Source organism: Alicyclobacillus fodiniaquatilis, assembly GCF_042678105.1.
Lineage (GTDB): Bacteria > Bacillota > Bacilli > Alicyclobacillales > Alicyclobacillaceae > Alicyclobacillus > Alicyclobacillus fodiniaquatilis.
In genome coordinates this window covers 174,143-199,570 of record NZ_JBHUCX010000020.1, presented here as the reverse complement: position 1 = coordinate 199,570, position 25,428 = coordinate 174,143, and the positions used below count along the sequence as shown (strand labels likewise).

The following is a 25,428-nucleotide window of genomic DNA, read 5'->3' as shown; positions in this document are numbered from 1 at the left end:
GATGTTTTTATCCACGGGGTTGAGACATCTTGCCTCTAAGCTGGTCACATGTCATTCGACGGATGGCCTCAACAACCGGCGAATCGCTTGGTTTCAAATTTGATTGTTCATGGAGGAATGTTTTATGTGGTGTGGTCATGGATTCTGGTTTTTTCCATTCGGTCTGTTCTTTTTCGTGCCGTTTCTGGTATTCATCGTGATTCGTTTTTGCATTTTCCGCAATTTCAATCGCAGTTGCGCGGGGCCAATCTGGCGTGATGGGGCCGAAGCAGAAGCCATTTTAAAACGCCGGTTGGCCAGCGGCGACATTGGTGAAGCGGAATACAACAAATTAAAAGATCTTTTGAAGCACTGAGATTTGGAGGTATCTATTTTTATGAAGAAAGTTGTATCCACCATTCACTTTGTCCTATGTATCGCCACATTAGTCGCAGTCATCTCTGAATTTCTCTTTGCCGGCATGGGTGTATTCCACGCCACGAGCTTTGCTGCGCACAAGACCATCGGCGAATTCATTACGTACGCTTCCCTGGCCGTGTTGCTGTTGTCTCTGATTGGTGTTCTGGGGAAAAAGCGGATTGGCTTTTCTGTACTCCTGTTTGTTCTGATGATACTGCAAAACATGCTTGTGCACCTGCACCAACCATTCATTGCCGCGTTGCATCCGCTAAACGGAATCGCGATTATGGCAGTTACAGCGTACCTGGTGCGCATCAGTGGAAAAAAGGCGCAGGGATAACTGTGACAAGGGGCCTATGGGTCGCAAAAAGCCGAACATATATCGTGTTTGAGTCATTGTCAAACACGATATATGTGTCTGGTTTACCGTCTTGCATGAGCTGAGATTGGGCGATTACAGGTTGTGGACAAGCGGCATCTTCAGTTCCTCAAGTCCGTTCATGTACTTGCGCAACGCCTTGGGCATGTAGATTGACCCGTCGGGACGTTGGTGATTTTCCAACAGCGGGATCAAAATCCGCGGCGTCGCCACGGCGGTGTTGTTCAAGCTGTGGCAAAATTGGAGTGCGCCGTCTTTGTCCCGGTATCTGATGTTTGTCCGGCGTGTCTGAAAATCGAGCAAAATCGACGAAGAATGTGTTTCCCCGTAGCTGTTTCGGCTTGGCATCCAAGTCTCGATGTCGTACTGTTTGTAATTTTTTTGCGACAAATCCCCTGTGCAAACGGCGACCATCCGATACGGCAACTCCAGCATGGCCAGGATATCCTGGGCGTTTTTGGTGATCTCCTCAAACAATTGCAACGATGTATCGAGATCATTTTTACACAGGACCACTTGTTCCACTTTGGCAAACTGGTGCACGCGATATAAGCCGTGGACATCCCTGCCCGCAGATCCTGCCTCTCGGCGGAAACAGTTAGAGATGGCCGCCAAGCGAATCGGTTCTTCTATATCGACAATCTCATTTGCATGGTAAGACACAAGCGGCACTTCCGACGTGCCGACCAGCCACTTCTGGTCCATAGGCAGGTGGTATGTTTGATCCCGTCCCGTCGGGAAGCCGCCGGTGTTTTCCATGGCTGTTTCCCGTACGAGCAACGGGACGTCCATCGCGGTAAACCCACGCGCGTACAGAACGTCGAGCGCAAGTTGCTGGACAGCTCTGTGGAGATACAAGCCCGCATTTTTCAAGAAGTAGCCCCGTGTCCCAGCGACTTTGACACCGCGCGGAAAATCGAGCATGCCGAGGTTTTCCGCCAATGTGACGTGGTCCTTTGCTGGAAACGCAAAGACAGTGGGCTCCCCCACGCGCATGATTTCAACATTGTCCGCATCCGATGCGCCAAACGGCGTGTCTGGCGATATGATGTTGGGGATGAGCAGCATCAATTCCGTATAGCGTTGAACCGTTTTGGCAAACTGCGCTTCCAAGCGCGCGAGTTCCTCGTTGATTTGACGAACCTGCGCTTTGTGTCGGTTTGCCTCCGCTTGTTGTTTCGCCTGCAGCAATTGCTCAATTTGCGCCGAATGGGTCTTGCGTCGGTGGCGAAGGGTCTCTATCTGGCGAAGCAGTGTCAGACGTGTTGCGTCCACCTCCAGCAATTCAGTGACAGAGACGTTCAGGCCTTTTGCCAGCGCGACCTGTTGAATGGCGTCGGCGTTTTCGCGAATGAATTTGATATCCAGCATGGTGTAAGCCCCTTTCAAGACAAAAAGCGCTCCATCGTCTGATTGGGACGAGGAGCGCTTTGCTCGCGGTGCCACCCAACTTGACCGAACACAATGTCATTCGATCCGCTTGGTTCCGCGATATCGGGCGGGCCCGGTTGACTTAGGAGCACACCATAAGTCTGGTGTGTCTTGACGAAAACGCCTCCGAGTTGGATGCTCTTCAACGGCACGTTACATCTGAAAATGTTAAATCTTTATATATCATATCTGCAGGGATGCGGTCAATCCCCAGATGGCTGTGACGGCGTTCTATACCGCTGCGCCTGCAAGTTCCACATGCGAGCATATTCTCCGCCAAGCTGCAGTAGATCTTCGTGTGTCCCCTCCTCCACCAACCGGCCATTGGACATGACCAAGATGCGGTCACACAATCGGGCAATCCCCAACCGATGCGAGACAATGATGGCGGTCCGCTCGCCGCTGATCGACAAAAAACGCTCCAGCACTTCTGTTTCCATTTGCGGATCCAGCGCAGATGTCGGCTCGTCCAAGGCCACTATCATTGGATTGCGCATGAATGCCCGTGAAATGGCGACTTTTTGCCACTGCCCGCCCGAGAGATCCGTTCCGTCTGCAAACCGCGTGGTGAGCAATGTCTCATAGCCTGCAGAAAGCGCACTGGCAACCTCATCAGCCCCACCCGCTTTGGCGGCGGCCACAATCGCCTGTTCATCGTCCATCTTGTCATAGTTGCCCAGGCCGATGTTTTCGCGCAAGGTGAAGGCATACTTGATGAAGTCCTGAAACACCACGGACGAGATGCTCGCTCGACGGTCAGCGCGCAGGGTTTGGATGTCCTTGCCGCCAAGCTGGATGGCGCCTGTGGTCGGTTCATACAACCCCAGCAACAAGCGTACCAGGGTGCTTTTGCCCGCCCCATTCTCGCCCACTACCGCAACGCGTTGACCAAATGGCACCGTCAAAGAGATGTCTGACAGCGCTTTTTCTTTTGCGCGTGGGTAGCAAAAGGAGACGCTGCGCACTTCAAGGGGTCCAGGTTGAATGTCTGTATCCGTTTTGTCCCGAATTTCAGGTTCCAGTGTCAAATAGGTGAAGAGATCGCCAATGCGCAACAGATATTGCCGCAGGTAGCCTACGCGGCCTATCGCTTCGTTGACGCCAGTGTGAAATTGCTGCAAGCCATATAGAATGGCCGCGAACTCCGCCGCGGACAATGCGCCTGAGATGGTCTGGAAACAAACGATGGCGATGCCGAGGACGACGCCCAGCACACCGCCGATGGCCAACGCGCTGCGCACGAGTTCATGTCGCCGCTGGACTCGCCACTCTCTGGCCATATCTTCACAATGCAAACTGGCCCAACGCGTCAACAGCCGCTCTCCCGCTGCAAATGTGCGAACCTCTTTGGCTGATGCGGGTGTCGTCAATACGTCTTGGATATAGCGTCGCAATCGTTGATTGGGTGCCAGTGCGTGTTTGAGCGCATGCGCCTCGCGCGCTTGGCCAAGTTGGGCCAACACATCTAAGGCCGCAACGACGATGACAGCCGTGAGCATCCACGCATTCCAAGTGGCAATGACCCCTGCAATGGCAATGGTCGTCACGACAGATTGACCAATGAACCAGGATTCAGCCAACAGATTCATCAATTCACCTGGTTTGGTCATCTCTCTCGCGCGTTCGAGCATGTCGTGAAAGTCGCCGCGCTCAAACGTTTCGAGCGCAAGACGGGCGGTCTTTTGCTGTAGACTCCGCTCCATTTCCGCTTCAAGCGTCAGCTTTAACGCTTCCTCTACGACTTGGTAGACAGACCAGATGAGGCTCGAAACGAGGGCGATGCCCGCCCAGGCGGCAATCCAGCGCAACAAAACGCGGATGTGCACAGCATGGATGTGCAGCGCCGCTGTGAACACGTGCATGGCCACCCACACGCCAGCCGCTGGGAAGAGGCCAGAGATCACCATCAGTGCGGCATAAACGATGGAACGCGTTTTCCCCGTTACCAGTGTCCAGATGATGAATCGCAAATGAATGGGCCAGCGCGAATGCTGTAAAATGCGCTGTTTTACTTGTACCATTTTGCTTGCGCCTCCCACATGCGTTTGTACGTGCCACCCAGATTGAGGAGCTCATTGTGCGTGCCCTCTTCCACTATCTGTCCCTGTTCGAGCACAACAATGCGATCCGCCATGCGCGCAGAGCCTAAACGGTGACTGATGAGCAAAGCGGTTCGCCCAGCCAGGGCGGCTGCGAATTGGGCATATAGTTCAGCTTCCGCGCTGGGATCCAACGCGGCGGTCGGTTCGTCCAATATCCACAGCGCCGCGTCCTCACGCATATATGCGCGGCTGATGGCCACCCGTTGCCATTGGCCGCCAGAGAGTTCAACGGCGTCATCCATCGTATAGCCAAGCGGCGTTGCGTAACCTCGCGGCAGACTTTGCGCAAAGTCATCTGCTCCGCCAAGCAACGCCGCTTTGCGAACGGCGTCCACATCATCTGTCGTGTGCGCGGATCCATCGAGTGGAAAGTCTGGCCTGCCCAATCCGATGCTCTCGGCCGCTGCCAATTCGAAATTGTAGAAGTCCTGAAACACCACGGACACAGCTTGCTGAAATTGTTCCCTATCCATTGCGTCGTAGCGTATACCATCGACCGTGATGCTGCCACTTGTCGGTTCGTACAGGCCAAGCAACAGTTTGACCAAGGTGCTTTTGCCTGCGCCATTAGCTCCGACGATGGCCACGCGCTCGCCCGGCCGCAGGTGAAAATTCAAATCGCGTAAAATCGGTCGCGGTTGTGATGGATAGGTAAATGTCACATGTTCAAAGCGAATGCCTTCTTGCATCGGCTGAGGAAAGGCAACACCCGTATTCGGCGCGGGGATCAACGGTGCGGCGTGATCGAAAAAATCGCGCACGGCCATCGCGTCGGTCGCCATGGGGCTCAACTCCCGAATGCCCGCTGACAGTCGAGTTGAAACGGATTCCATTTGCGTGACGCCTTGAAACAAGGCGACAAACAGTCCAATGGTCAACTGGTTTCGAGCCAGCAAAAACGCCAAAACGACCGCGATACCAGCATTCATCACGAATTGAATGAGAACGGGAATGGCGCCGAGGCGCTCCACACGCTGCTTGATCGCGATGGACTCCTGGTGGGCTGAAGCCCGCCATCTGCGCCAACGGTCTGCGAGAAAATCATGCAACCCGTAAATGCGCAATTCTTTTTGTTCTCTTCGTCCAGTCAGCAACACTGCGATATATTCTGCGCGCCGATTTCGTTCTGTTTGGCCATAGGCATGTTCTATCCAAAGGCGACCGGTGTAGCCCATGAGCCAGCCATAGGGCAACAATGTGGCAAGTAGAGCGAACGTCAGCCAGGGAGACGCCTTCCAAAATAAGAAGGTCACCGCTAGCGATTGCACAATGCCTTGCAGAAAGATAAGGGAATAGAAGTACATGCGATAAAGCTTCTTGCCGGGTTCGGCGCTGCGCTGTAGCCGATTCAGCCAAGCGCTTTCCTCCAAGGCAAAAAGCGGCAGGCTGAATGAAGTCCGCATGCGTCTGCGCTCCAGTTCATGTCGGAGATCTTGTTGCAGGCGGATATCAAACAGCTCGCGGATATACCAAATCACTTGCGGCGAGGCAATGAGTGAAATGAGAAAAGCGATGAGCCAAGGCAGTGCGACGGAAAAGTGGCGATTTCCGCTTTGTAGAGCGTCCGTGACCGCATTGATGAGCCCGCGTATCGCCCAGATGCCGACGGCTGGCCCAAGCCCTTCTATCAAGTTGATGACGAGTAACCCCAACGCCGGACCGGGCGCGGTTCGCCAAACCACGCGCCAGGTCCAGATGGTCGTCCGGGTGACACCACTGCGTTTTGCAGGCGCAGGAATGCTAATTTGTATCACCTCGTGCTTTCTATCTTACCAATCCGTGTACTGCGCCATTGCGCTCACTCCCTTGCTGAAATGCCTGCGAAAGCCATCTTCACAATCGCGTCCGCCCCGTGTACAGCAATGGCGCGACTGTTCTCACCGGGGTAGATGCGATGTGAAAAAGTCAGTGCCCCTTGATTGACAAACACTTCGATGCTCGACACATCAACGAGGATTTGCAACTGCACTTCGTCTTCTCGCTGCCAACCTGGAATGGCTGCGACAACTCGCTTTCCTTCCACTTCGACGCTGGAGCGACGCGTGTCTGTCCAAACGACCCCTTCCGTTAGGTCGATCCCAACCGTCGTCTCCTCGCCTGCTGCCTCTGAGGCACACACGGACAATATCACCTCGGTTGCTGAAGAAACCGCTTTCTGTTTACAGGTGAGATCGAGCGTGTAAGATTTGAGGTCATGTTGTTGATTCCGTAGTGCCAACCACGTTTCAATCGGCAAAGCGTCGTGCGCTGTCCACAGTGACGGGTCATCACCATACTGCGCCAAAGCTTCGATGGGACGAGCGCAAAGCGTGTGGCCATCACTGGCCAGTTGCAGTACACGCGGCACGGTCATCGCACCCGCCCAACCTTCTTGCTGTGAGGGCATCTGCACGCCCCAAAGGTCCATCCAGCCGATGAGCACGCGCTTCCCCTCTGCATTCACAAAGGTTTGTGGCGCGTAAAAATGACTGCCCTCATCCAATCGCCGTCCTGCCGTCTCTGGCACGAACCGACCTGTGGCGTAATCCATTTGGCCGACATAGTACAGCACGACCTGTCCTGTTTTGACAATGCTGGAAACGATGAGCACGTCTTTGCCATCGAGGTGAAAGACGTCAGGACATTCCCAAATCTCGCCCTCGTTCGGTGAATCTGCTTGCAGCAAAACACCGCGATAGGACCACGTTACCCCATCTTCTGATTGATAAAAAAGGACCTTGCCACGGCCATTCTTGCCGCTGCCCACGACCATATACCAGAGACCTTGATGGCGCCACACCTTCGGATCGCGGAAATCTTCGGAGCCATCGGCTGGCGGTCCGGCAATGACGGGATTTTGCGCATATTTCTCGAAGTGAATGCCATCCTCGCTGGTGGCCAGACATTGCACCTCTTTCGGGTGGGCATCGTCCACATGGCCAGTGTAGTACAGATACAGTTTGTCGTCGCTTGCCACAGCGCTGCCGGAAAAGCAACCGCCTCGGTCATAGGTCTCGCCGGGCGTCAAGGCGATAGGCACTGCTTCCCACGCTATCAAATCTGCGCTTACCGCATGTCCCCAGTGCATCGGTCCCCATTTTGCGTCATAGGGGTAATGTTGATAAAATGCGTGATACTTCCCCTTGAAGTAAGAGAGCCCGTTGGGGTCGTTCATCCAACCTACGGGTGGCATTAAATGATACCGGAGTCGATAGCGCGACGGTTTTGTCATACACTCACCTCGTTATATTTTCAGTCTACCACTTAGTTATCTGATATTTTGTCTTCCAGATTTCTCAAATCTCTCATCTTATCATACGACATCCACTTCCAGTTCGACGATAGATGTTCGTATTTTACGAAATATATTTTCTATCAATTATCGCCATTCGTTGTGTGATTTCGTGTATAATGTCAGGAATTTATTGGAGAAAGGGTGAAGCTTATGCACTGTGAACGGTTTGAGGATGGCCGTGAATTCCTCAAAGTGGCAGAAGATTTTTTAGATTTGCACGATCCCGCTACAAATTTGATTTTGTCCAATGCCTATCGCTTGCAGGAGACGCCTCCGTCATTCGATCAGCCTTTCTATTTGGCGCTGGTGCAGCAGCAAGGTGCAATTCTGCTCGCAGCCGTCATGGGATATCGCTTGCCCTTGTGCGTCTATGCGGCGGATGATGTGCCAGAAGAAGCGTTTGCCCTTGTGAGCGCGGATATCCTGGATTGGCAAAGCGATGTGCGCAGTCCTCAATTCAGCATGGGCTTCCTGGATGAATACAGGGGGGCGATTGATAAACTGGTGGCGCCAGAACGGGTGGCGCACGCTTTTGCAGACGTCTGGCGCAATCAGACCGGGATTTTGCACAATCCGGGCATGCATATGCGACTCTACGAATTGCGAAATGTGCATCAGCCCGACTCCATCCACGGCCACATGCGGCTGGCAAATGCGGATGAGGAAGAGCTTGTCGCGCGATGGCACATGGAGATGGCGCAGGAAGCGATGGATAGCCCCATGAGTGAGACGGAGGCACGGCTGGGCGCACAAAGCAAAATTGCGGCTGGGCGCGTTTTTCTCTGGGAAGCGGACGGAGAAGCTGTGTCCATGGCGTGTAAGACGAGACCGACCAAGCGCGGTATTGTCTTGAACGGCGTGTACACCCCGCCGCAGTACCGCAAGCGCGGTTACGCAACCGCTTGTGTGGCCGCGGTGAGTGCGCGGATGCTGGACGAGGGATACGAATTTTGCTCTTTGTTTACGGACCTCACCAATCCGACTTCCAACCGCATCTACATGAATATTGGTTATCACCCGGTGCGGGATTATCGTGAATACCCATTGGCGTGATGGTCGGAACAACGGCTGCGAGGAGCTTGACGACAGCCAGTTTGTATGGCGAGTCTGTCATACAACTGGCTGCGTTTACGCATTGCCGATTGCAATGCAGCGAGCAAACTTCGCATGATCCCGCTGCGGCAATGAGGACGTCCCTATTCTTATTCTATATAGCCATTTGGGTTGTTTTGCTGCCAGCGCCACGCGTCGGCGCACATTTCGATCAGCTGTTTTTCGGCCTGCCAACCCAACAGCTTTTTTGCTTTTGACGGATCCGCATAACTGACCGCCGCATCCCCAGGTCGGCGTGCAACCACCTGATAGGGGATCGGGACCCCTGTTGCCCGCTCAAAGGCATGGATGATATCCAGCACGCTATACCCCTCACCGGTGCCGAGATTAAACGTCTCAGCCCCTGTTCTCTCCTTGACCCACTCCAACGCCTTCAGATGGCCATTGGCCAGGTCCATCACATGGATATAGTCGCGAATGCCAGTGCCGTCTGGTGTCGGGTAGTCATCTCCAAAAATGCGCAGTTCCTTCAGTTTGCCGACGGCAACCTGTGTGACATAGGGCACCAGGTTATTGGGAATGCCATTTGGATCTTCGCCGATGCGACCGCTTGGGTGTGCGCCGACGGGGTTGAAGTAGCGCAAAAGCGCCACGCTCCAACTGGGATCGGCAGTGCAAATGTCCTGTAGAATTTGCTCGATCATCACTTTTGTCTGCCCGTATGGATTGATGGGCGCCAGTGGCATGTCCTCTGTGATGGGGACGCGTTCTTGCGCGCCATACACGGCGGCTGAAGAGCTGAAGACAAAACGACGGACGTTGTATTGTTGCATCACTTGACAGAGAATCAGGGTTCCTGTCAGGTTGTTGTGGTAATAGGTCAGCGGTTTAGCCACGGATTCACCCACTGCTTTCAAGGCTGCAAAATGGATGACGGCTTCTATCTGATTTTCCACAAAGACTTGTTCAACGCCTTGTCTATCCAGTAAATCGACGGCATAGACGGGAAAGTCTTTTCCTGTTATCTCACGCACGCGCTGCAGTGATTTTGGTTTACTGTTCGGGAAACTGTCAAGCACGGCGATGTCGTAGCCAGCATTCAGCAGCACGACGCATGTATGGCTGCCGATATACCCTGCCCCGCCAGTTACGAGTATGGTCATTTGTCTGTGTTCCCCTCCATCGTAATCGGTCATGGCTCATTGTAACATAGTCCATTTGCGTAGCGATGTGTGCTTTATTTTCCGCTGGTCAAGATTCCTAGGTCGATCACGACAGGTGGCTACTTGATTTAATATAGATTGGAAAAAGCGAACGCATCTTGCGTGGATTTGGCATATACAGATATGGAACGAGACGTCGGACAAAAATCGTTGACAAAGGTACGTGATATCTGATAAGTTGAGCGACGACACGTTACATATTCATGGATTCTCTTATCAAGAGCGGCGGAGGGACTGGCCCGATGAAGCCCGGCAACCACCGAATTTTATTCGGAGTGGTGCCAATTCCTGCAGGACAGTGTTCTGCGAGATAAGAGGGAACGGATCTTGCAGTTGCAGGACACCCCCCTCGCGGGGGTGTCCTTTTTCAGGTTTACAATGGCAAAAATCGTGGCGGCAAAAGTATGTTGGCGGATGAGGAGCAAAAGACATGTTGAAAGAGATACGCATTGGCTTACTCGGTTGCGGTGTGGTGGGGACCGGTGTAATTGAAGTGATCGAAGCAAAAAAGGAGTACATTGGACAGCGATTGGGCGTCCAGTTTCAAATTCAACGGATTGCGGTGCGCGATGTTCTGCGGGAACGGCATCCGATTGTAGATAAGCAAAAATTGTGTCTGCATTGGTCTGATGTCTGTACGGCCGAAGATGTGGATATTGTCATTGAGGTCATCGGCGGCGCAACCGTGGCAAAAGATGCGGTGCTCACGGCGTTGCGGCATGGAAAATCGGTCATCACCGCGAACAAGGAACTGATGGCGCGCTTTGGCGATGAGATTCGCCAAACAGCTGCTCAGCATGGTGCTTTCGTGCGCCACGAGGCGAGCGTGCTCGGTGGCATTCCCGTTTTAAGCACATTGGAAACCTACTTTGCGATGAATCAGATTCGCGGGCTGCGAGGCATTTTCAACGGGACTTCCAATTTCATCCTCACGAGTATGCATCAGGATGGTTTGTCGTTTGAAGAAGCGCTGAATCATGCACAGGTGTTGGGGTACGCAGAAGCGGATCCGTCCATGGACGTCGATGGCATTGATGCTTGGTATAAGCTCCAAATCATTTTGGATAGTCTTGCTGTGCCACAAGCCAAGCGTGTCGGGCCGTCAGCGACAGGTATTCGCGGCATTTCGCCGCTGGACGTGTATCAGGCCACACAGGAAAACGCCAAAGTGAAGCATGTGGTGACCGCCAAATGGGACGCAGAGCGAGATGTTGTACACTGCGATGTCAGGCCGCAACGCCTCGATGCTTCCGATCCGCTTTTTCACGTGGATGGCGTGTTGAATGCCATTTGTCTCGAAGGGGATATTGTCGGCGACATCACGCTCACCGGGCCAGGTGCGGGGGCATATCCGACGGCGAGCGCTGTTTTGGAGGACTTGGTGAAAGTTGTCCAATCACAGGCGGCGAGATCGCGCTAGTTCCGGGGGACATTAAATGATGTGTAGTAGTCGTGCTGACCACGACAGTACGGGAGGTTTGCCCTATGGCGGAGTCCGAACTTTTAAAGAAGCTAAAGTACAAAGGTGGGCGTATATTGCTGGTTCATGCGCCCGAGGGGTATTCCCTGGGGGAAGAAGACGCAGGTGAAGCCGCTGGGCGCTATCCGTTCATTCAGGTGTTCGTCACGAGTGCGGAGAATGTGCGTGCAGAAATACCGCATTTGCTCACATTGCTTGATGTGGACGGCGTCTTCTGGCTGACGTACCCCAAGCAAAGTTCTGGCATCAAAACGGACATCAATCGGGATATCCTGGCGAACATGATTCAAGATGAGACGGAATTCAGGGTCGTGAGCAATGTTTCAATTGATGCCACATGGTCCGCTTTGCGTTTGCGCCAGAAGGATAAAGTGAAATCCCGTGCCTGACCTCCATCCCCCATTTGACTGCCCCGGTAGCTTCGATTTTCATGATGACACCAGTGTCGTCGCTGGAGGGATGGGGCTTTGCTGTGACGGCACATGCGCAAACGCCTCAACCCGTCTTTTGTCGTGCATCGCGCAATCCCCATGTGAGGATGATGGTCAACACCCCGCCAATGAACAACAGCATAAACAAATGATGCGCACCACTGGCTGTATTGATACTTCCCCCAATGAGTGCGGATGACACAATGGTTCCCAGGTAGCGGAACATGGTGTAGACGCCTGATGCCTGCCCTGCTTCTGTCGGTGGCACAGATTCGAGAAAAATCTGCTGAATGACCACATTGCTGATGGCGAAACTGACGCCAAGCAACACCAACCCGATGATCATGATGAAAAGCGGCATTACAAGTCCCCACCATATCAAACCTACGCCTGCGGCTAAGAGCGCGCCTGCCAGGAAGAGCGGCAGTTTCCGACTGCTTCCTTGGGCAAAATAGCCGCCTAAAGGTGAGTTTACACTCATGACGCCAGCATACACCAAGAGGAATATCCCGCTGTCAGCGGCGCTAAAGTGGCGAACGGTCTGGAGAAATACAGGAAGTCCGTAGAGAATCGAGTACATGATGAGATTGGCGATAACGGTAATGCTGCTGCTAAATGTGAATTGGCGGTGGCGGAACCAACGCACAGGGATGATTGGCATTTCTTTTTTCCACTCGACGAAAAGCAGTCCTGCGGTAAAGAGCAAGCTGAGCACAAACATCAATAAGGCCGTGGAAACAAACGGATGTTTGAGATTTGACCACAAGAGCCAAGAAGTGATGGCGACGGCGAAAAGCGAGATCCCCAGCCAGTCTGTGCGATTGACTGTGGCTTTTGTTGGCCGGGTTGTGCGCTTTTGCTGTTTGGGCAGCACGCGCCATAAAATGAGTCCACCCGCCAAGGCAAATGGAATGTTGAGCCAAAAGATGGCATGCCATGACAGCCAGTCAACCAAAAAACCGCCAATCGTTGGCCCCATGGCCACGGCGATGCCCCCTGCCATGCCAATCCAACCGAGCACTTTGCCCAGATCTTTGGCGCGATGTTCGCGCAAAAGGCCGATGGCATTGGGAAAAATCATCGAGGTGCCGATGGCCTGGACGACTCGCCAAAGGACAAACACCACCAATGAACTGGACAACGGTGCCAATAGTGCGGTGAGCACCATCAGGCACAGTCCAATGTAGACAAAAAAGCGACGCCCCCACTCATCCCCCAGTTTCCCCATCACGGGTTGGGCGATGGCGCTGCCAAGATAGTATCCCGAAACAATCCAGGTGATGCCTGCGGCGTTCGTGTGGAAATGATGGAGCAAGGTTGGCAGCGCAACCGATATGGTCGAAGAATTGAGTGGATTTAAAATGACGCAGATCAAGATGGCCGCGATAAATAGCGGCCCAAGTTGTGTGTCGTGCGCTGCGTGTTGGCGACTTAATTTCACCTAGCCCATTCCTTCTTTTGCAGTGTGCATACTTATTTTCCAAATCAAATGGGTACAGGCCGCTGTTTCGAGCCTGTACCCATCCATTTTGACGGTTTATTGTGTCAATGTTTGCGCCAATTCACGCAACTGTTGGTTGACGTTGTCGGCACACAATCCCCCGTGATAGCAAATCACTTTTTCGATATCGAAGTTCAAAAATTTCTGCATAGATGCGATGGCTTCCCCCATATCAGGTGTCGCTTGCGCATTCGGACCAAGCACTTTGCCGTTTTCACTGACCAGCGCGTCTCCGGTGATGAGCGTCTTGCTCGCTTGAAGATACAGGCTGATGTGTCCCGGTGTGTGCCCAGGCGTAAAAATGACCGTGATGCCGCCGAAAAACGGGAGAATCGTACCATCTTCGACCACTTGCGTCACTTTGGCAGTCGGGCGATTTAAGAGCATCGCTTCCGCCTGTTTGCGCATCTCTGCGGGCATGTTCGCGAGCATCTGCTCCACTTGGGCGCGGTTGAGCTTAATCGGCTCTTTGTCGCCTTCGATGTACGGCTTGTCCTCGGCGTGCGCATAGACGTCGATATTGCCGCCCTTGACATCCAAGACTTCTTCGATGCTCCCGACGTGATCGATATCCTGGTGGGTCAAAATCACGGCTTGGAGATTGGCGAACGGGACGCCTGCTTTGTCCATCGCCGCTTGGATTTCTTTCAGTTGCCCAGGAATGCCGACATCCACAAGAATGGCTGTTGTATCATCGTATAAGAGTGTAGGGTGAATCATGCTGGTTTGGCCCATGATGGACATCTCAAGTTCGAGCATTTCTACTCCGTTGGCAATTTTCATTTGGTTTGAGACCAAAGCGCACTCATGACGCTTTGGCGCACCTCCCTTGTATGCATAATAGATGGGACGACGATCACGGCTGCAATAACGACGAGTCAAAATATGACCCGAAAGTCACGACCTCCGTTTTATTATTGACTGCGCGTCCATCTGGTGTCAACATAGCGATGAAAGGAACGAGGATGCATGAACATCACCAAAAAACAAATTATGGATTCCTCCGTGCATTTGTTTGCTCATAAAGGCTACTACGCAACTTCTATGCAAGAAATCGCGGAAGACTGTGGGATTGCCAAAGGCAGCATATATAAGTATTTTCAGTCGAAGGAAGAACTGTTTCTCGAAATTTTCGACGCTTGTCACAATGAAATGATGCAACAAGCTTACAAAATCAACGGTGACGATGCGTTATCGCCCAAAGAGAAGTTGAGCACATCCATTGAATTTCAACTCGGTTTCTTTATGGAGAATTCGTTTATCATGTTGGAAATCACGGATTTGCCGATCCGCGACAATGAACGCTTCGAGCCACTCAAAGAGCGCGCCATTGCCCAAGTTCGGAATTGGCGCAGGGAATGTCTGTTGCACGCTTATGGGGAACCGTCTCTTCCCTACCTCGAAGACATTTTGACCATCTTTACCGGTATTTTTAAGCAATATCTACACTATGTCGTACAAGCCATCCATCCCCTGGCGCTTAAAGATGTCGCACGCTTCATTGTGGACCGCATGGATGTCATCGTCGCAGATTTACTCAGCGCTAAGCCTGCTCCGCTGATTCACAGTGCGCTGGGCGAAGATGGCGGCGCATATTTGCCAACATCGTTAGAGGCGTTACAAGAGATGGTCAACACCATGCGCTCCATCGCAGAGGAACTCCCCATGACCAACAGCGCACGCCAGGAATTGACGCAAATGCTGATCTTTTTGCAAAACGAGATTGCCGAACAAGCCCCGAGGATGTTTCTCATCCGCCCCATTCTCTATGCCTTAGAGGAAAAAGCGGAGCTGCAAAGCTATGTCAGACACTTTCTGACGGTGTTTAATCGGACAAGTTGATGGCCCGTAGATGCGCATCTGCGCATTGACACGCCTGTGCAATAGGATGAACCTATTGAGATGATAGATTTTATATATTGGATCAATGATCAAACAGGTTTTATTGTGTACGTATACCCACGAGTGATTGCCAATCGTGTTCGGGATTTTGGGTGTAGGCTTTTTGGCGATACCCCATCACGAGGAGGAGCGTATGTGAGGAAAAAAACACTGTTTGAAAAGATCTGGGATGCGCATGTCGTCCACGAAGCCGCGGGGGAACCCGCTGTCATCTATGTGGATTTACATCTGGTGCACGAAGTCACATCCGCGCAGGCGTTTGCAGGCTTGCAACTGGCCGGCCGCCCTGTGCGACGCCCCGACTTGACGTTTGCCACCATCGATCACGTCGTCCCCACGGACAATCCATTCCACATTGCAGATGCGGTGGCGAAAGCGCAGATTGACGCCCTACAGCAAAATTGCGCCAACTTTGGTGTCACCTTGTTTGATTTGGGGACTAATGACCAAGGTGTCGTACATGTGGTTGGCCCGGAACAGGGGTTGACCACACCCGGAAAGACCATCGTGTGCGGCGACAGTCACACGTCTACCCACGGCGCGTTTGGCGCGTTGGCCTTTGGCATTGGCACAAGTGAAGTGGAACATGTGCTGGCGACACAGTGTCTGCCACAGACCAAACCCAAGACGCTGGAAGTGGCGTTTCGCGGCGAACTTCGTCCAGGCATCACAGCCAAAGATATGATCTTAGGCTTGATTGCCAAGTATGGCACAGATTTTGGCACTGGGTATGTGATGGAATACACCGGCAAGGCGGTTTCGCAGTTGACCATGGAAGAGCGCATGACACTCTGCAACATGTCGATTGAAGCAGGCGCCAGGGCAGGGCTTGTTGCGCCGGATGACGTGACGTTTGCCTATTTGCGCAATCGGCCCTACGCGCCTCAAGGCGCGGCGTTTGAGGAAAAAGTTGCGCTTTGGCGGGAACTGAAAAGTGACGCAGGCGCGGTGTATGACCATCGAGTCGAGTTTGATGTTGACGACCTGGTGCCACAGGTGACCTGGGGAACGAGTCCATGGATGACCACGGACATCACGGACAGCGTGCCACACCCCGACCAGTTTGCCAGTGAGAACGAGCGTAAAGCGGCGCATCAGGCGCTCGCATATATGGGGCTGGAACCGGGCACGCGGATGACGGACATTCCGGTGGATAGAGTGTTCATCGGTTCCTGCACGAATGGACGGTTGGAAGATCTGCGCGCTGCTGCGGCCATCGTCAAAGGCAAACGCGTGTCCCCTTCTGTAAAAGCCATCGTTGTGCCCGGCTCCACTCAGGTCAAACAAGCGGCTGAACGAGAAGGGCTGGACAAACTTTTTGCCGAAGCGGGGTTTGAATGGCGGCATGCGGGTTGCAGCATGTGTCTGGGCATGAATCCGGATATCCTCGCGCGGGGTGAACGGTGCGCCGCAACCTCCAACCGCAACTTTGAGGGACGCCAAGGCCGAGGCGGGCGCACACATCTGGTCTCCCCTGCCATGGCAGCCGCCGCTGCCATCGCCGGACGCTTTGTCGATGTGCGCGAATTGCCAGCTTATGCGTAAGAGACCGCCATGCGTGATGCTTTCGCACCAACAGAACCGTGAAAATATCAGTTCATCAGGCATCTCGGATGGTGTACACCAAAATGCCAATTCATTTTCAAGGTAGAGGATGATGAAGATGCAACCATTTACGAAACATACAGGGGTTGTCGCACCGCTGGACAGAGTGAATGTGGATACAGACGCCATTATCCCCAAGACATTTATGAAACGAATTGAACGTACGGGCTACGGCCAGTTTCTGTTTTACGAGTGGCGGTTTCGCGAAAATGGTGAATTGAATCCCGATTTTGTGCTCAATCAACCGCGCTATGGCGAAGCATCCATCTTGCTTGGCCGCAACAATTTTGGTTGTGGTTCGTCGCGCGAACATGCGCCGTGGGCCATCGGAGATGACGGATTTCGCGTGATCATCGCACCATCATTCGCCGATATCTTTTATAACAACTGCTTTAAAAACGGAATTTTGCCCATTTGTCTGCCGGAAGATGAGGTGGAAACGCTGTTCAAGTTGACAGAGGCCCATGAAGGCTACACCCTGACGGTGGATTTGGAGAAGAACATCATCGCAGACACTCACGGCCATCAGTTGAACTTTACACTGGAGGCATATCGGCGCAAGTATCTGCTCCTGGGACTGGATGACATCGGCGTAACCTTGCAGCACGAAGCAAAAATCGCCGCATATGAACAGGCCAATTGTCCAATGCCCTCATTCGTCTGAATCATTTAGTGCATGATATAAAAGCGCAAAAGAAAGGCGCCAGACAGCGAGCAACAAGCTGAATGACGCCTTTCTTTTGCTGTGATCATTGACATGCGTCCAGATGTTGCATAGATTTGCAAAAGGATAAACCGCCATGTGTGATGCTTTTTGCACCAGCAACATCATGAAAATGTGAATCAATCAAGGCAGCGCGGATGGCGTTGCAGCAAGGTGACAATATAATTTGCAAGCTAGAATGGTTGGGAAGGAAACAAATATGGCAGAACTTTGGGAACGATTGCAAGTCTTTGGCTTGTCACAATACGAGGCGCGCACCTATGTGGCGGCCGTCCAGCTCGGCAAATCGTCCGCTTATCAGTTGAGCAAAGCGTCGGGTGTGCCGCGCGCCCGTGTGTATGACGTGTTGAACAGCTTGGTCGATCGCGGCATTGTCATGTTGGAGGAAGATGACGAAGGAAACAAGGCCTATCTCCCCTTGCCTGTCGATGTGTTTTTGGACAGGGTCCAACGGCAGTGGGAGTCCGCCTTTGACAAGGCAGGCAGCGAGTTGAAACAGCTTGAAAGTTGTGATCCAACGTCAGATGTCTACGTGGCCACTGTGCGCGGAGAGCAGAATGTCTTGTCATTTTGCAGAATGCTGTTAAAACGGGCCAAAGCGCGTGTTCTGTTATCGATGTGGCGGCCCATGTACAACCGTTTGTTGCCGGAGTTACAGGCGATTCATCAAACCGGCTGTTCCATCAAAGGCATCGTGATCGGCGTGGATGAGCCCATCGGCGATTTGTATGCCCATCGCATGAACGAGTACATGTATTCGATTGACAAGCCGTGGTTTATTCTGGCCATTGACGGCAAGGAACTGCTGTATGGCCATTCGGTCGAGGCAAATGGCAACGCTTTTTACACCGATGATCCCGTTCATCTCTATTTGCTGGAAGACTACATTTGGCACGACGTGCTGGTCAATCGCTTGGTCCAACAAGGAGGCGAAGAACAGCTCGATGGCTGGATACTGCCGGAGCGAGCTCGATTTTTTGACATAACAGATTGATAGCGCAGCTCGTGTTTCCTCTGTTTTTCTTCTAAATATGAAATAATATGACAGGAAAAGGCTCGTAGACGACGCAAAAGTTCGACACGAGCCGCATCTCTGTTTACCTGGCTTAAATCAATGCTGGATTGTTGCGTAATTTTGTCAACATGTCTTCGGTCATTGCAGCCAAGTCGTATTTTGCCGCAAAACCCCAATCATCCCTCGCGCAACTTGGGTCAATGCAGTTGGGCCAACTGTCTGCAATCTCCTGTTTCATCGGATCGACATCATAGTCCAAGGTAAATGACGGGATGTGTTGACGAATGGCTGCGGAAATCTGTTCGGGTTCGAAACTCATCGCCGTGATGTTGTAGGCATTGCGGTGTGTGAGTTTGCTTGCTTCCGCTTCCATCAATGTGACAATCGCGTCAAGCGCGTCTGGCATGTACATCATATCCATGTATGTTCCGGCGGCAATGGGCGAGGTGTATTTTCCCTGTCGAATGGCCTCGTGATAGATCTCGACCGCATAATCTGTCGTTCCCCCACCTGGCGGCGCTTGGTACGAAATCAGGCCTGGAAAGCGAACGCCGCGCGTATCGACGCCATACTTGAGAAAATAGTAATCACACAACAATTCCCCAGCGACCTTGTTGATGCCATACATGGTGATGGGCCGTTGGATGGTGTCTTGCGGCGTCTGATCGGACGGGGTGGTCGGACCAAATGCGCCAATGGAACTGGGCGTGAAAAACTGACATTTCTGTTCTCGTGCCGCTTCCAACGTGTTGAGCAATCCCTCCATGTTCAAATGCCAAGCCAGGAGCGGTTTTTTTTCAGCGGAAGCCGATAAAAGCGCAGCCAAGTGGATGATGGTATCCACTTGATGGCGTTTGACGATGTCGAACACGTCTTGTGCTACTGTGACATCCAAAGTTTCAAATGGGCCAGACTGTACGAGCATATGTGTCGTATCTTTGCGAATATCGGTGGAGATGACCTGGTCTTGGCCGTAGATGTCCCGCAGTTTGAGGACGAGTTCTGTACCAATTTGGCCAAGGGCGCCCGTGACTAATATTTTTTTCATGTGTGTTCCCTCCAGATGTCGCAACGGAGTATCAGGTCATGTGGCGGGATGAATACAAGGCGCACACTTATCCCGCCACAACATGATGTTTAGATGATCTTCAGCGCTTTACCCACTTTTTCATATACGGATAATGCCTCGTCCAGCATTTCGCGCGTATGCGCCGCCGTCGGCATATTGCGAATGCGGCCAGTTCCTTTCGGCACCGTGGGAAATACAATCGCTTTGGCATAAACGCCGTCTGCATACAGTTGCTTACTGAAGTTTTGCGTGAGCACCTCTTCCCCAATGATGCAAGGTGTGATGGGCGTCTCGCTTTGGCCGATGTTGAAGCCGAGCTGTTTCAAACCATTTTTGAGGTAATCTCCATTTTCCCACAGGCGTTTCTGCAGTTCGTTGCTCTCCAGCAAAATCTCAATGGCCTTGACACAGGCTGCCGCCGAGCCTGGTGTCAGTGAGGTCGAGAACAGAAACGGCCGACTGCGAACTTTGAGCCAGTCCACCAAATCGCGCTTGCCTGCCACGTAACCACCGACGACCCCAATCGCTTTGGACAGTGTGCCAATTTGGAAGTCAATCCGATCCGACAAGCCAAAATGTTTCACCGTGCCCGCGCCTTCCCCAAGGACACCAGAGCCATGCGCGTCATCGACATATGTGATGAGATCGAACGCTTCGGCGATTTTGACAATCTCAGGGAGCTTCGCAATATCTCCGTCCATGGAGAACACCCCATCGGTGATGACCATGATTTTCTGATACAATCCCGACGCTTTTGCTTCTTGGGCCTTGTGGCGCAAATCCGCCATGTCCGAGTGGTTGTAGCGAATGACTTTGGCTCTCGACAATCTGCAGCCATCAATGATGGAGGCGTGATTCAATTCGTCGGACAAGATGGCGTCGTGTTGGTCCATTACGGCAGAAATGGCGCCCATGTTGCAATTGAATCCAGATTGGAAGGCAATTGCAGCTTCGGTGTGCTTAAACTCCGCAAGTTTCTCCTCCAACTCGACGTGGGCCGTCTGCGTGCCATTGATGGTTCTAACCGCCCCTGCGCCGACCCCATATTTTTTGGTCGCTTCGATGCTGGCCTCAATCAAGCGTTTATCTGTCGCCAGACCCAGATAGTTGTTGGAAGACAGGTTGATGAACGGTTTCCCAGCAATCTGAATGACGGGGCCGTTTGCGCCTTCGAGCGGATCGATCACGTTGTACAATCCTTGTTTTTTGAGCGCTTCTAGATTCTCGTTTAAGAAATTCGCCAATATCCTGCTTGGCATTGATGATCCCTCCTGAAAATGAATCGCTTTGTTGTCCGAGGCCTTCTTTGGTACAAGCATGATTGTTCTCCATCGTCCGGTTGATATAGCGGCACCGGCGGTCTATTTATCGTGCGGCAATTCTATAGTCACTACACAAATAGTAACTGTCTGAATGCAAGATGACAACACAATTATGTATGTCCAGCCACCCGTTTTTTATCTAGACCACCATGCGTACATAACACGCGCCAATCGCGCCACGAAAATAGAAATCAATCAAGGCGGCGCGGTTGGCGCATGTAGGGGTATCTACTTTGTTTTCAGAATAAGCACGCATAAAAAAGCTGTCCGATGATCGCTAAAAACGACTTCGGACAGCTTTTTGTCAATGAATCGTATTCCCCATCAACATGACATGCGTTAACTTGCGACTTGCTTCTGGTGCTCCATCACCTTGCGGTGGGAAGGCAAAAATGCGGTTGCCACGAAGCTGGCGATGGCAATGGCGAAAATGACGATAAACACGGCGTGAATGCTCGATGCCAACATTTCGTGCACCATCGGCGCAAGTTTTGCTGGTATGTTGGCTGTGTTTGTCCCATTGGTGCTGAGAAAGTTGTTGATATTGCTCATTTGTCCGGAGCCTTGGAAATGCGCTTTGGCATAGCGCGTGACGCCACTGTTAAACAGCGTGCCAAAAATGGTAACCCCGACCGTTTGGCCGAGTGAGCGGACAAACGTGTTGGAGGCGGTTGCTGCGCCGCGCATTTGCCACCCAACAGCCGACTGCACCAGCACCGTCGTCGGCGTGACCACATACCCCATGCCCAAGCCAATGACGACCATCAGGCCGACAAAGTACCAGTACGGAGAGCCGAGTTCGATGGCCAGGAGCCAAACGGAACCAGCGACGACGAGAATCGCACCGAAGAATGTGGTGGTCTTTGCGCCAATGCGGTACATGTAACGCCCCGCAAAAGTAGAACCAAGCGGCCAAGCGATGGACATAGGCATCAATGTCAAACCAGAGCCGGTTGCGCTGTGATCCAGGATGGTTTGAATCCACATCGGCAGGTACACGTTGATGCCAATTAGCACAAAGCTGACGAGGAAGGCAATCACGTTGGACACTGCAATCACCGGAATTTTAAACAGACTCAACGGCAACATAGGCTCTTTGACCTTTGCTTCAATCAAGATAAACAACGCGATAAATACGGCAGCTAGAATAAACAATGTGATGATGACCACTGAGTCCCATGCGTAATTGTCACCGCCGTTTAAAAGTGCGTAGAGCAATGAAGAGATGGCGATGGTAAACGTGATCGCGCCGAAATAATCGATGTGCTTCGCTTTCTTTTCAAAGTTCTCATGTAAAAAGGCAATAACCAAAATGAGCGAAATGACACCTACAGGCAGGTTGATGTAGAAAATCCACCGCCAGGAGATGTGATCGACAAATAATCCGCCGACAAGGGGGCCTAACAGACCGGCAATCCCCCACACCGCGCTGAACACACCTTGCATTTTGGCGCGCTGCTCGCCTGGAAACAGATCTCCGATGATGGTAAACGTGAGCGGCATGACGGCGCCAGCGCCAATGCCTTGGAATGCGCGGAACCAAATCAATTGGGTCATGCTGTGTGCTGCGCCGGACAACATCGAGCCGAGCACAAACAGAATGACGCCAAGGCAGAAAATTTTCTTGCGGCCAAACAAGTCTGCCAGTTTGCCATAGATGGGCGTCGTGACGCATGTGGTGAGTGTATAGATGGCGAACACCCAACTGTATAAACTCAGGCCGCTCAATTGGCTGACGATTTTTGGCATGGCGGTACTGACGACTGTCACGTCAATGGCGACCAGCAAAACAGCAACAAGCATGGCCACGGTGACCATTTTGCGGTTGGTTGTTTTTTGCATGTGATGAAGCGTTCCTTTCGACTGATGAATTTTGCATTGTTCGGTCGCCGAATGGCGGTTTCAATGGATATGCTCCACCCGCCGCCGCCATGTGCGCGGCGGTCACTGCGCAAGTCCATGGCGCCAGACGGTTGACTTGCCCTGAAAAGCGACTTAATGTCCGTGGATGTCCCGCGGGCGAACGAGCAGCACTGCGGCCAGCACGCCAAGCACAAGCATGCTGCCAGCCAATACCACGACATCCTGTGTCGCGCTCAAAAACGCGGCGCGCGCTGCATGTTGCAGTGTGGGAAAGAGTGGCGAATGTGCGTACGAATTCGCTTTGCCGCCCAAGTCGGTCAAGCCGAGACTGCCGGGAATCGGGCCAGCCTGTTGCAGCCCAGACACGATTTCACGCCGCATTGCTCCGGTGAGCTGCGCGTTGTGCAACGCGGCGACTTTCGCGCTGATGAGGCTGCTGTATCGATTTGACAGGAATGCGCCGAGCAAAGCGATACCGAACGCCATGCCTGTTTGGCGGCAGGTGTTTGCGGTACCGGATGCCATGCCTGATTTTCTCGGTTCGACCACGCCCATGGCGATGACAGACATCGGTGGATTGACCATACCGCTGCCAATGCCTGCGACGATAAATCCAGGCAGCAACACGGTCCACGCTTGTGGTTGGCTCGCGCCTCCAAGCCGCGCCATGAGATATGTGCCCACGCACACACAAACCATGCCTACAGCAAGAATCCATTTTGGGCCGATCTTGTCTGATAGACGACCTGCGATGGGCGCACCGATGAAGGACAGCAAGGAAAGTGGCAAAAAGCGCAGACCAGCCTGCAGGGCATCAAATCCAAGCAAATTTTGCACGTAAAGACTGAGTGTGAAAAGGAGCGCATAGAGGCCGCCGTGCAAAGTGAAGGCTGTGATTGCGGTGCCAGTAAAGCTCGGGATGCGAAACAGGCGCGGATCGACCATTGGATGTTTCAGGCGCAGTTCGCCGATGATGAAGGCCAACAGGCTCACACCTGCGACGATGAACAGCGTCAGGATGAATGCAGACGACCAGCCTTTGCTGCTGCCTTGCATCAAAGCGAGAATGAGACAGAACATCGCGATGGTGATGGTCACGAGCCCAAAGACATCAATGCGCCGTGGCGCATGCTCATCGCGCGATGGCGCGATGGCCCAAGCCGCTACCAACAATCCTATCACGCCAACCGGCAAGTTGATATAGAAGATAGACTGCCAATTGAATTTTGAGACAAGCACCCCACCAAGCAGCGGTCCGATGGCCACGGCCAACCCATTCACGCCGCCCCAGATGCCGAATGCCGTTCCGCGTTCACGCCCGTGAAAAGTGTTTGATATCAGCGAAAGTGACAATGGAATCATCGCAGAACCGCCCAATCCTTGAAAAGCGCGCGAAAGGTTCAAGATGTCTGCGTGTGACAGCGAGCCGATACGGATGTCGCCTGACAGCGCGCACAACAAGGAGCCGAGCGTGAACACGCCCATACCGAGCATAAAAATGCCCTTGCGGCCAAAAATATCGCCGAGCCGACTGGATGTCACCAACAAAACGGCGAGCACAAGCGTATAGGCGTTTAAGACCCATTCCAGCGTCGAATACGACTCGTTCAAATCATTCTGAATCGTCGGCAGCGCCACGTTGACGATTGTCACGTCGAGCAAAGCCATGAACAATCCAAAACATATGGCGGCGAGCGCCCACCATCGTCGGCTCTGCCCGTGATCAGTGGCCCTCTCCGCCATCACTTGTTGGGCATTAAGTTCTGAATTCATGTGTTTTCCTCCGACATTTGGGTGATCTTCGCTTCTACCCAGGTAAGTTTGGTTTCGTGCACACTTCGTTCATAATCGATAACACTCTGAATATCTGGCAATTCGTTTGCGGGAATGCCCGAGTTGTTGCGTACGGATTGCTCATTGACTTCAATGGCGCCAAGCAGCACTTCCAGGACCGTTCTGTACTGGCGCAGGATTTCAAGCTGCATGTCTTTTTCAATGTGGTGAAAGTTGCTCAATTTGACTTTGAAAATATCCTCCACATCGCAGTTGTGTTCAAAAGGCTGCCGCATCAAGCGTTCAAAATGGGCGTCCCCTTCGACGGTCAATTCGTAGAGTTTTTTCACGCGACCTTGGGTATCACTGTCTTTGATCACCTGGCGAATGTAACCATCTGTCTCCATTTTGCGCAAAACGGAATACAAAGTGCCCCAGCTCACTTGGCGCAGCGGCCCAATCATGGAGGACCAAATGCGATGCAGCAAATAGCCATGCATCGGCTCTTCTTTCAGCTCTCCAAGAATGAACAGTTCGTACAAGGCGTTCTCCCCTCTCGTTTTCATCATTGTTTACATCGCACCGATATATCAGCATGATATATAAATTGGATATAACAATCAACTAGATATAGTCTTTCATAACAGTTGCGAAAGTGATAAAAGGCGGCATAAATAGGATGATTGTGCCACAGGATACTCGGGTAGAGACATTTTGTTCGCCTATGCTCTGATTGGAACTTTTGTCGCGACGCTTCTACGCTTGAGTTTCTTGGCATTTGCCGCGTTCGGGGTACCGCCGACAAAATGACACAAAACCCACGCAAACATTAAGAAACGCGGTTAATGAATATACCGCGTTCCGTGCCAACTTGAGTACCCA

Annotated in this window: 22 protein-coding genes and 1 riboswitch; of the genes, 9 read left to right on the top strand and 13 right to left on the bottom strand. The window is 52.5% G+C overall.

Annotated elements, in window-relative coordinates:
- Nucleotides 1-124: 124 nt before the first annotated feature.
- The gene (locus ACFSB2_RS07330; RefSeq protein ID WP_377942382.1) at nucleotides 125-355 is read left to right on the top strand and encodes an SHOCT domain-containing protein; all 231 of its coding nucleotides are present in this window, start codon (nucleotides 125-127) and stop codon (nucleotides 353-355) included.
- Nucleotides 356-376: 21 nt separating this feature from the next.
- Nucleotides 377-739 (top strand): DUF6220 domain-containing protein, encoded by a 363-nt coding sequence (locus tag ACFSB2_RS07325; protein ID WP_377942381.1) that lies wholly within the window; start codon nucleotides 377-379, stop codon nucleotides 737-739.
- 114 nt (nucleotides 740-853) lie between these two features.
- On the opposite strand, the gene serS is transcribed toward ACFSB2_RS07325, so the two are convergent.
- Genes serS through ACFSB2_RS07300 form a run of 5 tightly spaced genes read right to left on the bottom strand, consistent with a single transcriptional unit; the run spans nucleotide 854 to nucleotide 7,522 of the window.
- The gene (gene serS / locus ACFSB2_RS07320; protein WP_377942380.1) at nucleotides 854-2,149 is read right to left on the bottom strand and encodes a serine--tRNA ligase; all 1,296 of its coding nucleotides are present in this window, start codon (nucleotides 2,147-2,149) and stop codon (nucleotides 854-856) included.
- A gap of 14 nt (nucleotides 2,150-2,163) precedes the next feature.
- Nucleotides 2,164-2,355: a hypothetical protein gene (locus tag ACFSB2_RS07315; protein WP_377942379.1), complete on the bottom strand. Its 192-nt coding sequence runs from the start codon at nucleotides 2,353-2,355 to the stop codon at nucleotides 2,164-2,166.
- 57 nt (nucleotides 2,356-2,412) lie between these two features.
- Complete coding sequence (locus tag ACFSB2_RS07310) at nucleotides 2,413-4,230, bottom strand: ABC transporter ATP-binding protein (RefSeq protein ID WP_377942378.1); 1,818 nt, start codon at nucleotides 4,228-4,230, stop codon at nucleotides 2,413-2,415.
- Nucleotides 4,218-6,065, bottom strand: a complete 1,848-nt coding sequence (locus ACFSB2_RS07305; protein ID WP_377942377.1) for an ABC transporter ATP-binding protein — start codon at nucleotides 6,063-6,065, stop codon at nucleotides 4,218-4,220. Before ACFSB2_RS07305 ends, ACFSB2_RS07310 begins: the two co-directional genes overlap by 13 nt.
- A 44-nt stretch (nucleotides 6,066-6,109) precedes the next feature.
- On the bottom strand, nucleotides 6,110-7,522 hold the full coding sequence (locus tag ACFSB2_RS07300) for a glycoside hydrolase family 32 protein (protein WP_377942376.1): 1,413 nt from the start codon (nucleotides 7,520-7,522) through the stop codon (nucleotides 6,110-6,112).
- 213 nt (nucleotides 7,523-7,735) lie between these two features.
- On the opposite strand from ACFSB2_RS07300, the gene ACFSB2_RS07295 reads away from it, so the two are divergent.
- The gene (locus tag ACFSB2_RS07295) at nucleotides 7,736-8,638 is read left to right on the top strand and encodes a GNAT family N-acetyltransferase (RefSeq protein WP_377942375.1); all 903 of its coding nucleotides are present in this window, start codon (nucleotides 7,736-7,738) and stop codon (nucleotides 8,636-8,638) included.
- A gap of 149 nt (nucleotides 8,639-8,787) precedes the next feature.
- Here ACFSB2_RS07295 and galE read toward each other — a convergent pair whose 3' ends face one another.
- A complete protein-coding gene (gene galE, locus ACFSB2_RS07290) occupies nucleotides 8,788-9,801 on the bottom strand; it encodes a UDP-glucose 4-epimerase GalE (protein ID WP_377942374.1) in 1,014 nt (337 codons plus the stop codon).
- Nucleotides 9,802-10,071: 270 nt separating this feature from the next.
- Nucleotides 10,072-10,178: riboswitch (SAM riboswitch) on the top strand.
- 113 nt (nucleotides 10,179-10,291) lie between these two features.
- On the opposite strand from galE, the gene ACFSB2_RS07285 reads away from it, so the two are divergent.
- Both ACFSB2_RS07285 and ACFSB2_RS07280 read left to right on the top strand, forming a co-directional pair.
- On the top strand, nucleotides 10,292-11,281 hold the full coding sequence (locus ACFSB2_RS07285; protein ID WP_377942373.1) for a homoserine dehydrogenase: 990 nt from the start codon (nucleotides 10,292-10,294) through the stop codon (nucleotides 11,279-11,281).
- A gap of 65 nt (nucleotides 11,282-11,346) precedes the next feature.
- Nucleotides 11,347-11,730, top strand: coding sequence for a hypothetical protein (locus tag ACFSB2_RS07280; protein WP_377942372.1), 384 nt, complete (start codon nucleotides 11,347-11,349; stop codon nucleotides 11,728-11,730).
- A gap of 106 nt (nucleotides 11,731-11,836) precedes the next feature.
- Here ACFSB2_RS07280 and ACFSB2_RS07275 read toward each other — a convergent pair whose 3' ends face one another.
- Both ACFSB2_RS07275 and ACFSB2_RS07270 read right to left on the bottom strand, forming a co-directional pair.
- Nucleotides 11,837-13,213: an MFS transporter gene (locus ACFSB2_RS07275; RefSeq protein WP_377942371.1), complete on the bottom strand. Its 1,377-nt coding sequence runs from the start codon at nucleotides 13,211-13,213 to the stop codon at nucleotides 11,837-11,839.
- 96 nt (nucleotides 13,214-13,309) lie between these two features.
- Nucleotides 13,310-14,056, bottom strand: coding sequence for an MBL fold metallo-hydrolase (locus tag ACFSB2_RS07270; RefSeq protein WP_377942370.1), 747 nt, complete (start codon nucleotides 14,054-14,056; stop codon nucleotides 13,310-13,312).
- A 186-nt stretch (nucleotides 14,057-14,242) separates the two neighbouring features.
- Between ACFSB2_RS07270 and ACFSB2_RS07265 the strand changes: the two genes are divergently transcribed.
- From ACFSB2_RS07265 to ACFSB2_RS07250, 4 genes are all read left to right on the top strand, one after another.
- On the top strand, nucleotides 14,243-15,115 hold the full coding sequence (locus ACFSB2_RS07265) for a TetR/AcrR family transcriptional regulator (protein ID WP_377942369.1): 873 nt from the start codon (nucleotides 14,243-14,245) through the stop codon (nucleotides 15,113-15,115).
- A gap of 195 nt (nucleotides 15,116-15,310) precedes the next feature.
- Entirely contained in the window at nucleotides 15,311-16,720 is a 1,410-nt protein-coding gene (gene leuC, locus ACFSB2_RS07260) for a 3-isopropylmalate dehydratase large subunit (RefSeq protein ID WP_377942368.1), read from the top strand.
- Nucleotides 16,721-16,838: 118 nt separating this feature from the next.
- Nucleotides 16,839-17,444, top strand: a complete 606-nt coding sequence (gene leuD, locus ACFSB2_RS07255; RefSeq protein WP_377942367.1) for a 3-isopropylmalate dehydratase small subunit — start codon at nucleotides 16,839-16,841, stop codon at nucleotides 17,442-17,444.
- Nucleotides 17,445-17,703: 259 nt separating this feature from the next.
- Nucleotides 17,704-18,498, top strand: coding sequence for a TrmB family transcriptional regulator (locus ACFSB2_RS07250; RefSeq protein ID WP_377942366.1), 795 nt, complete (start codon nucleotides 17,704-17,706; stop codon nucleotides 18,496-18,498).
- Between the two features lie 112 nt (nucleotides 18,499-18,610).
- Here ACFSB2_RS07250 and ACFSB2_RS07245 read toward each other — a convergent pair whose 3' ends face one another.
- The 5 genes from ACFSB2_RS07245 to ACFSB2_RS07225 all read right to left on the bottom strand — a co-directional run bounded on the left by ACFSB2_RS07245 (nucleotide 18,611) and on the right by ACFSB2_RS07225 (nucleotide 25,115).
- Nucleotides 18,611-19,567 carry an L-threonine 3-dehydrogenase gene (locus ACFSB2_RS07245; protein ID WP_377942365.1) on the bottom strand — a complete coding sequence of 319 codons (957 nt, stop codon included), beginning with the start codon at nucleotides 19,565-19,567 and terminating at the stop codon, nucleotides 18,611-18,613.
- Between the two features lie 89 nt (nucleotides 19,568-19,656).
- Nucleotides 19,657-20,847 carry a glycine C-acetyltransferase gene (locus ACFSB2_RS07240; protein WP_377942364.1) on the bottom strand — a complete coding sequence of 397 codons (1,191 nt, stop codon included), beginning with the start codon at nucleotides 20,845-20,847 and terminating at the stop codon, nucleotides 19,657-19,659.
- A 402-nt stretch (nucleotides 20,848-21,249) separates the two neighbouring features.
- On the bottom strand, nucleotides 21,250-22,752 hold the full coding sequence (locus tag ACFSB2_RS07235) for an MDR family MFS transporter (protein ID WP_377942363.1): 1,503 nt from the start codon (nucleotides 22,750-22,752) through the stop codon (nucleotides 21,250-21,252).
- Between the two features lie 153 nt (nucleotides 22,753-22,905).
- Nucleotides 22,906-24,546 (bottom strand): MFS transporter, encoded by a 1,641-nt coding sequence (locus ACFSB2_RS07230; protein ID WP_377942362.1) that lies wholly within the window; start codon nucleotides 24,544-24,546, stop codon nucleotides 22,906-22,908.
- A complete protein-coding gene (locus ACFSB2_RS07225) occupies nucleotides 24,543-25,115 on the bottom strand; it encodes a PadR family transcriptional regulator (RefSeq protein WP_377942361.1) in 573 nt (190 codons plus the stop codon). The genes ACFSB2_RS07230 and ACFSB2_RS07225 overlap by 4 nt, the downstream gene beginning before the upstream one ends.
- Between the last annotated feature and the right edge of the window lie 313 nt (nucleotides 25,116-25,428).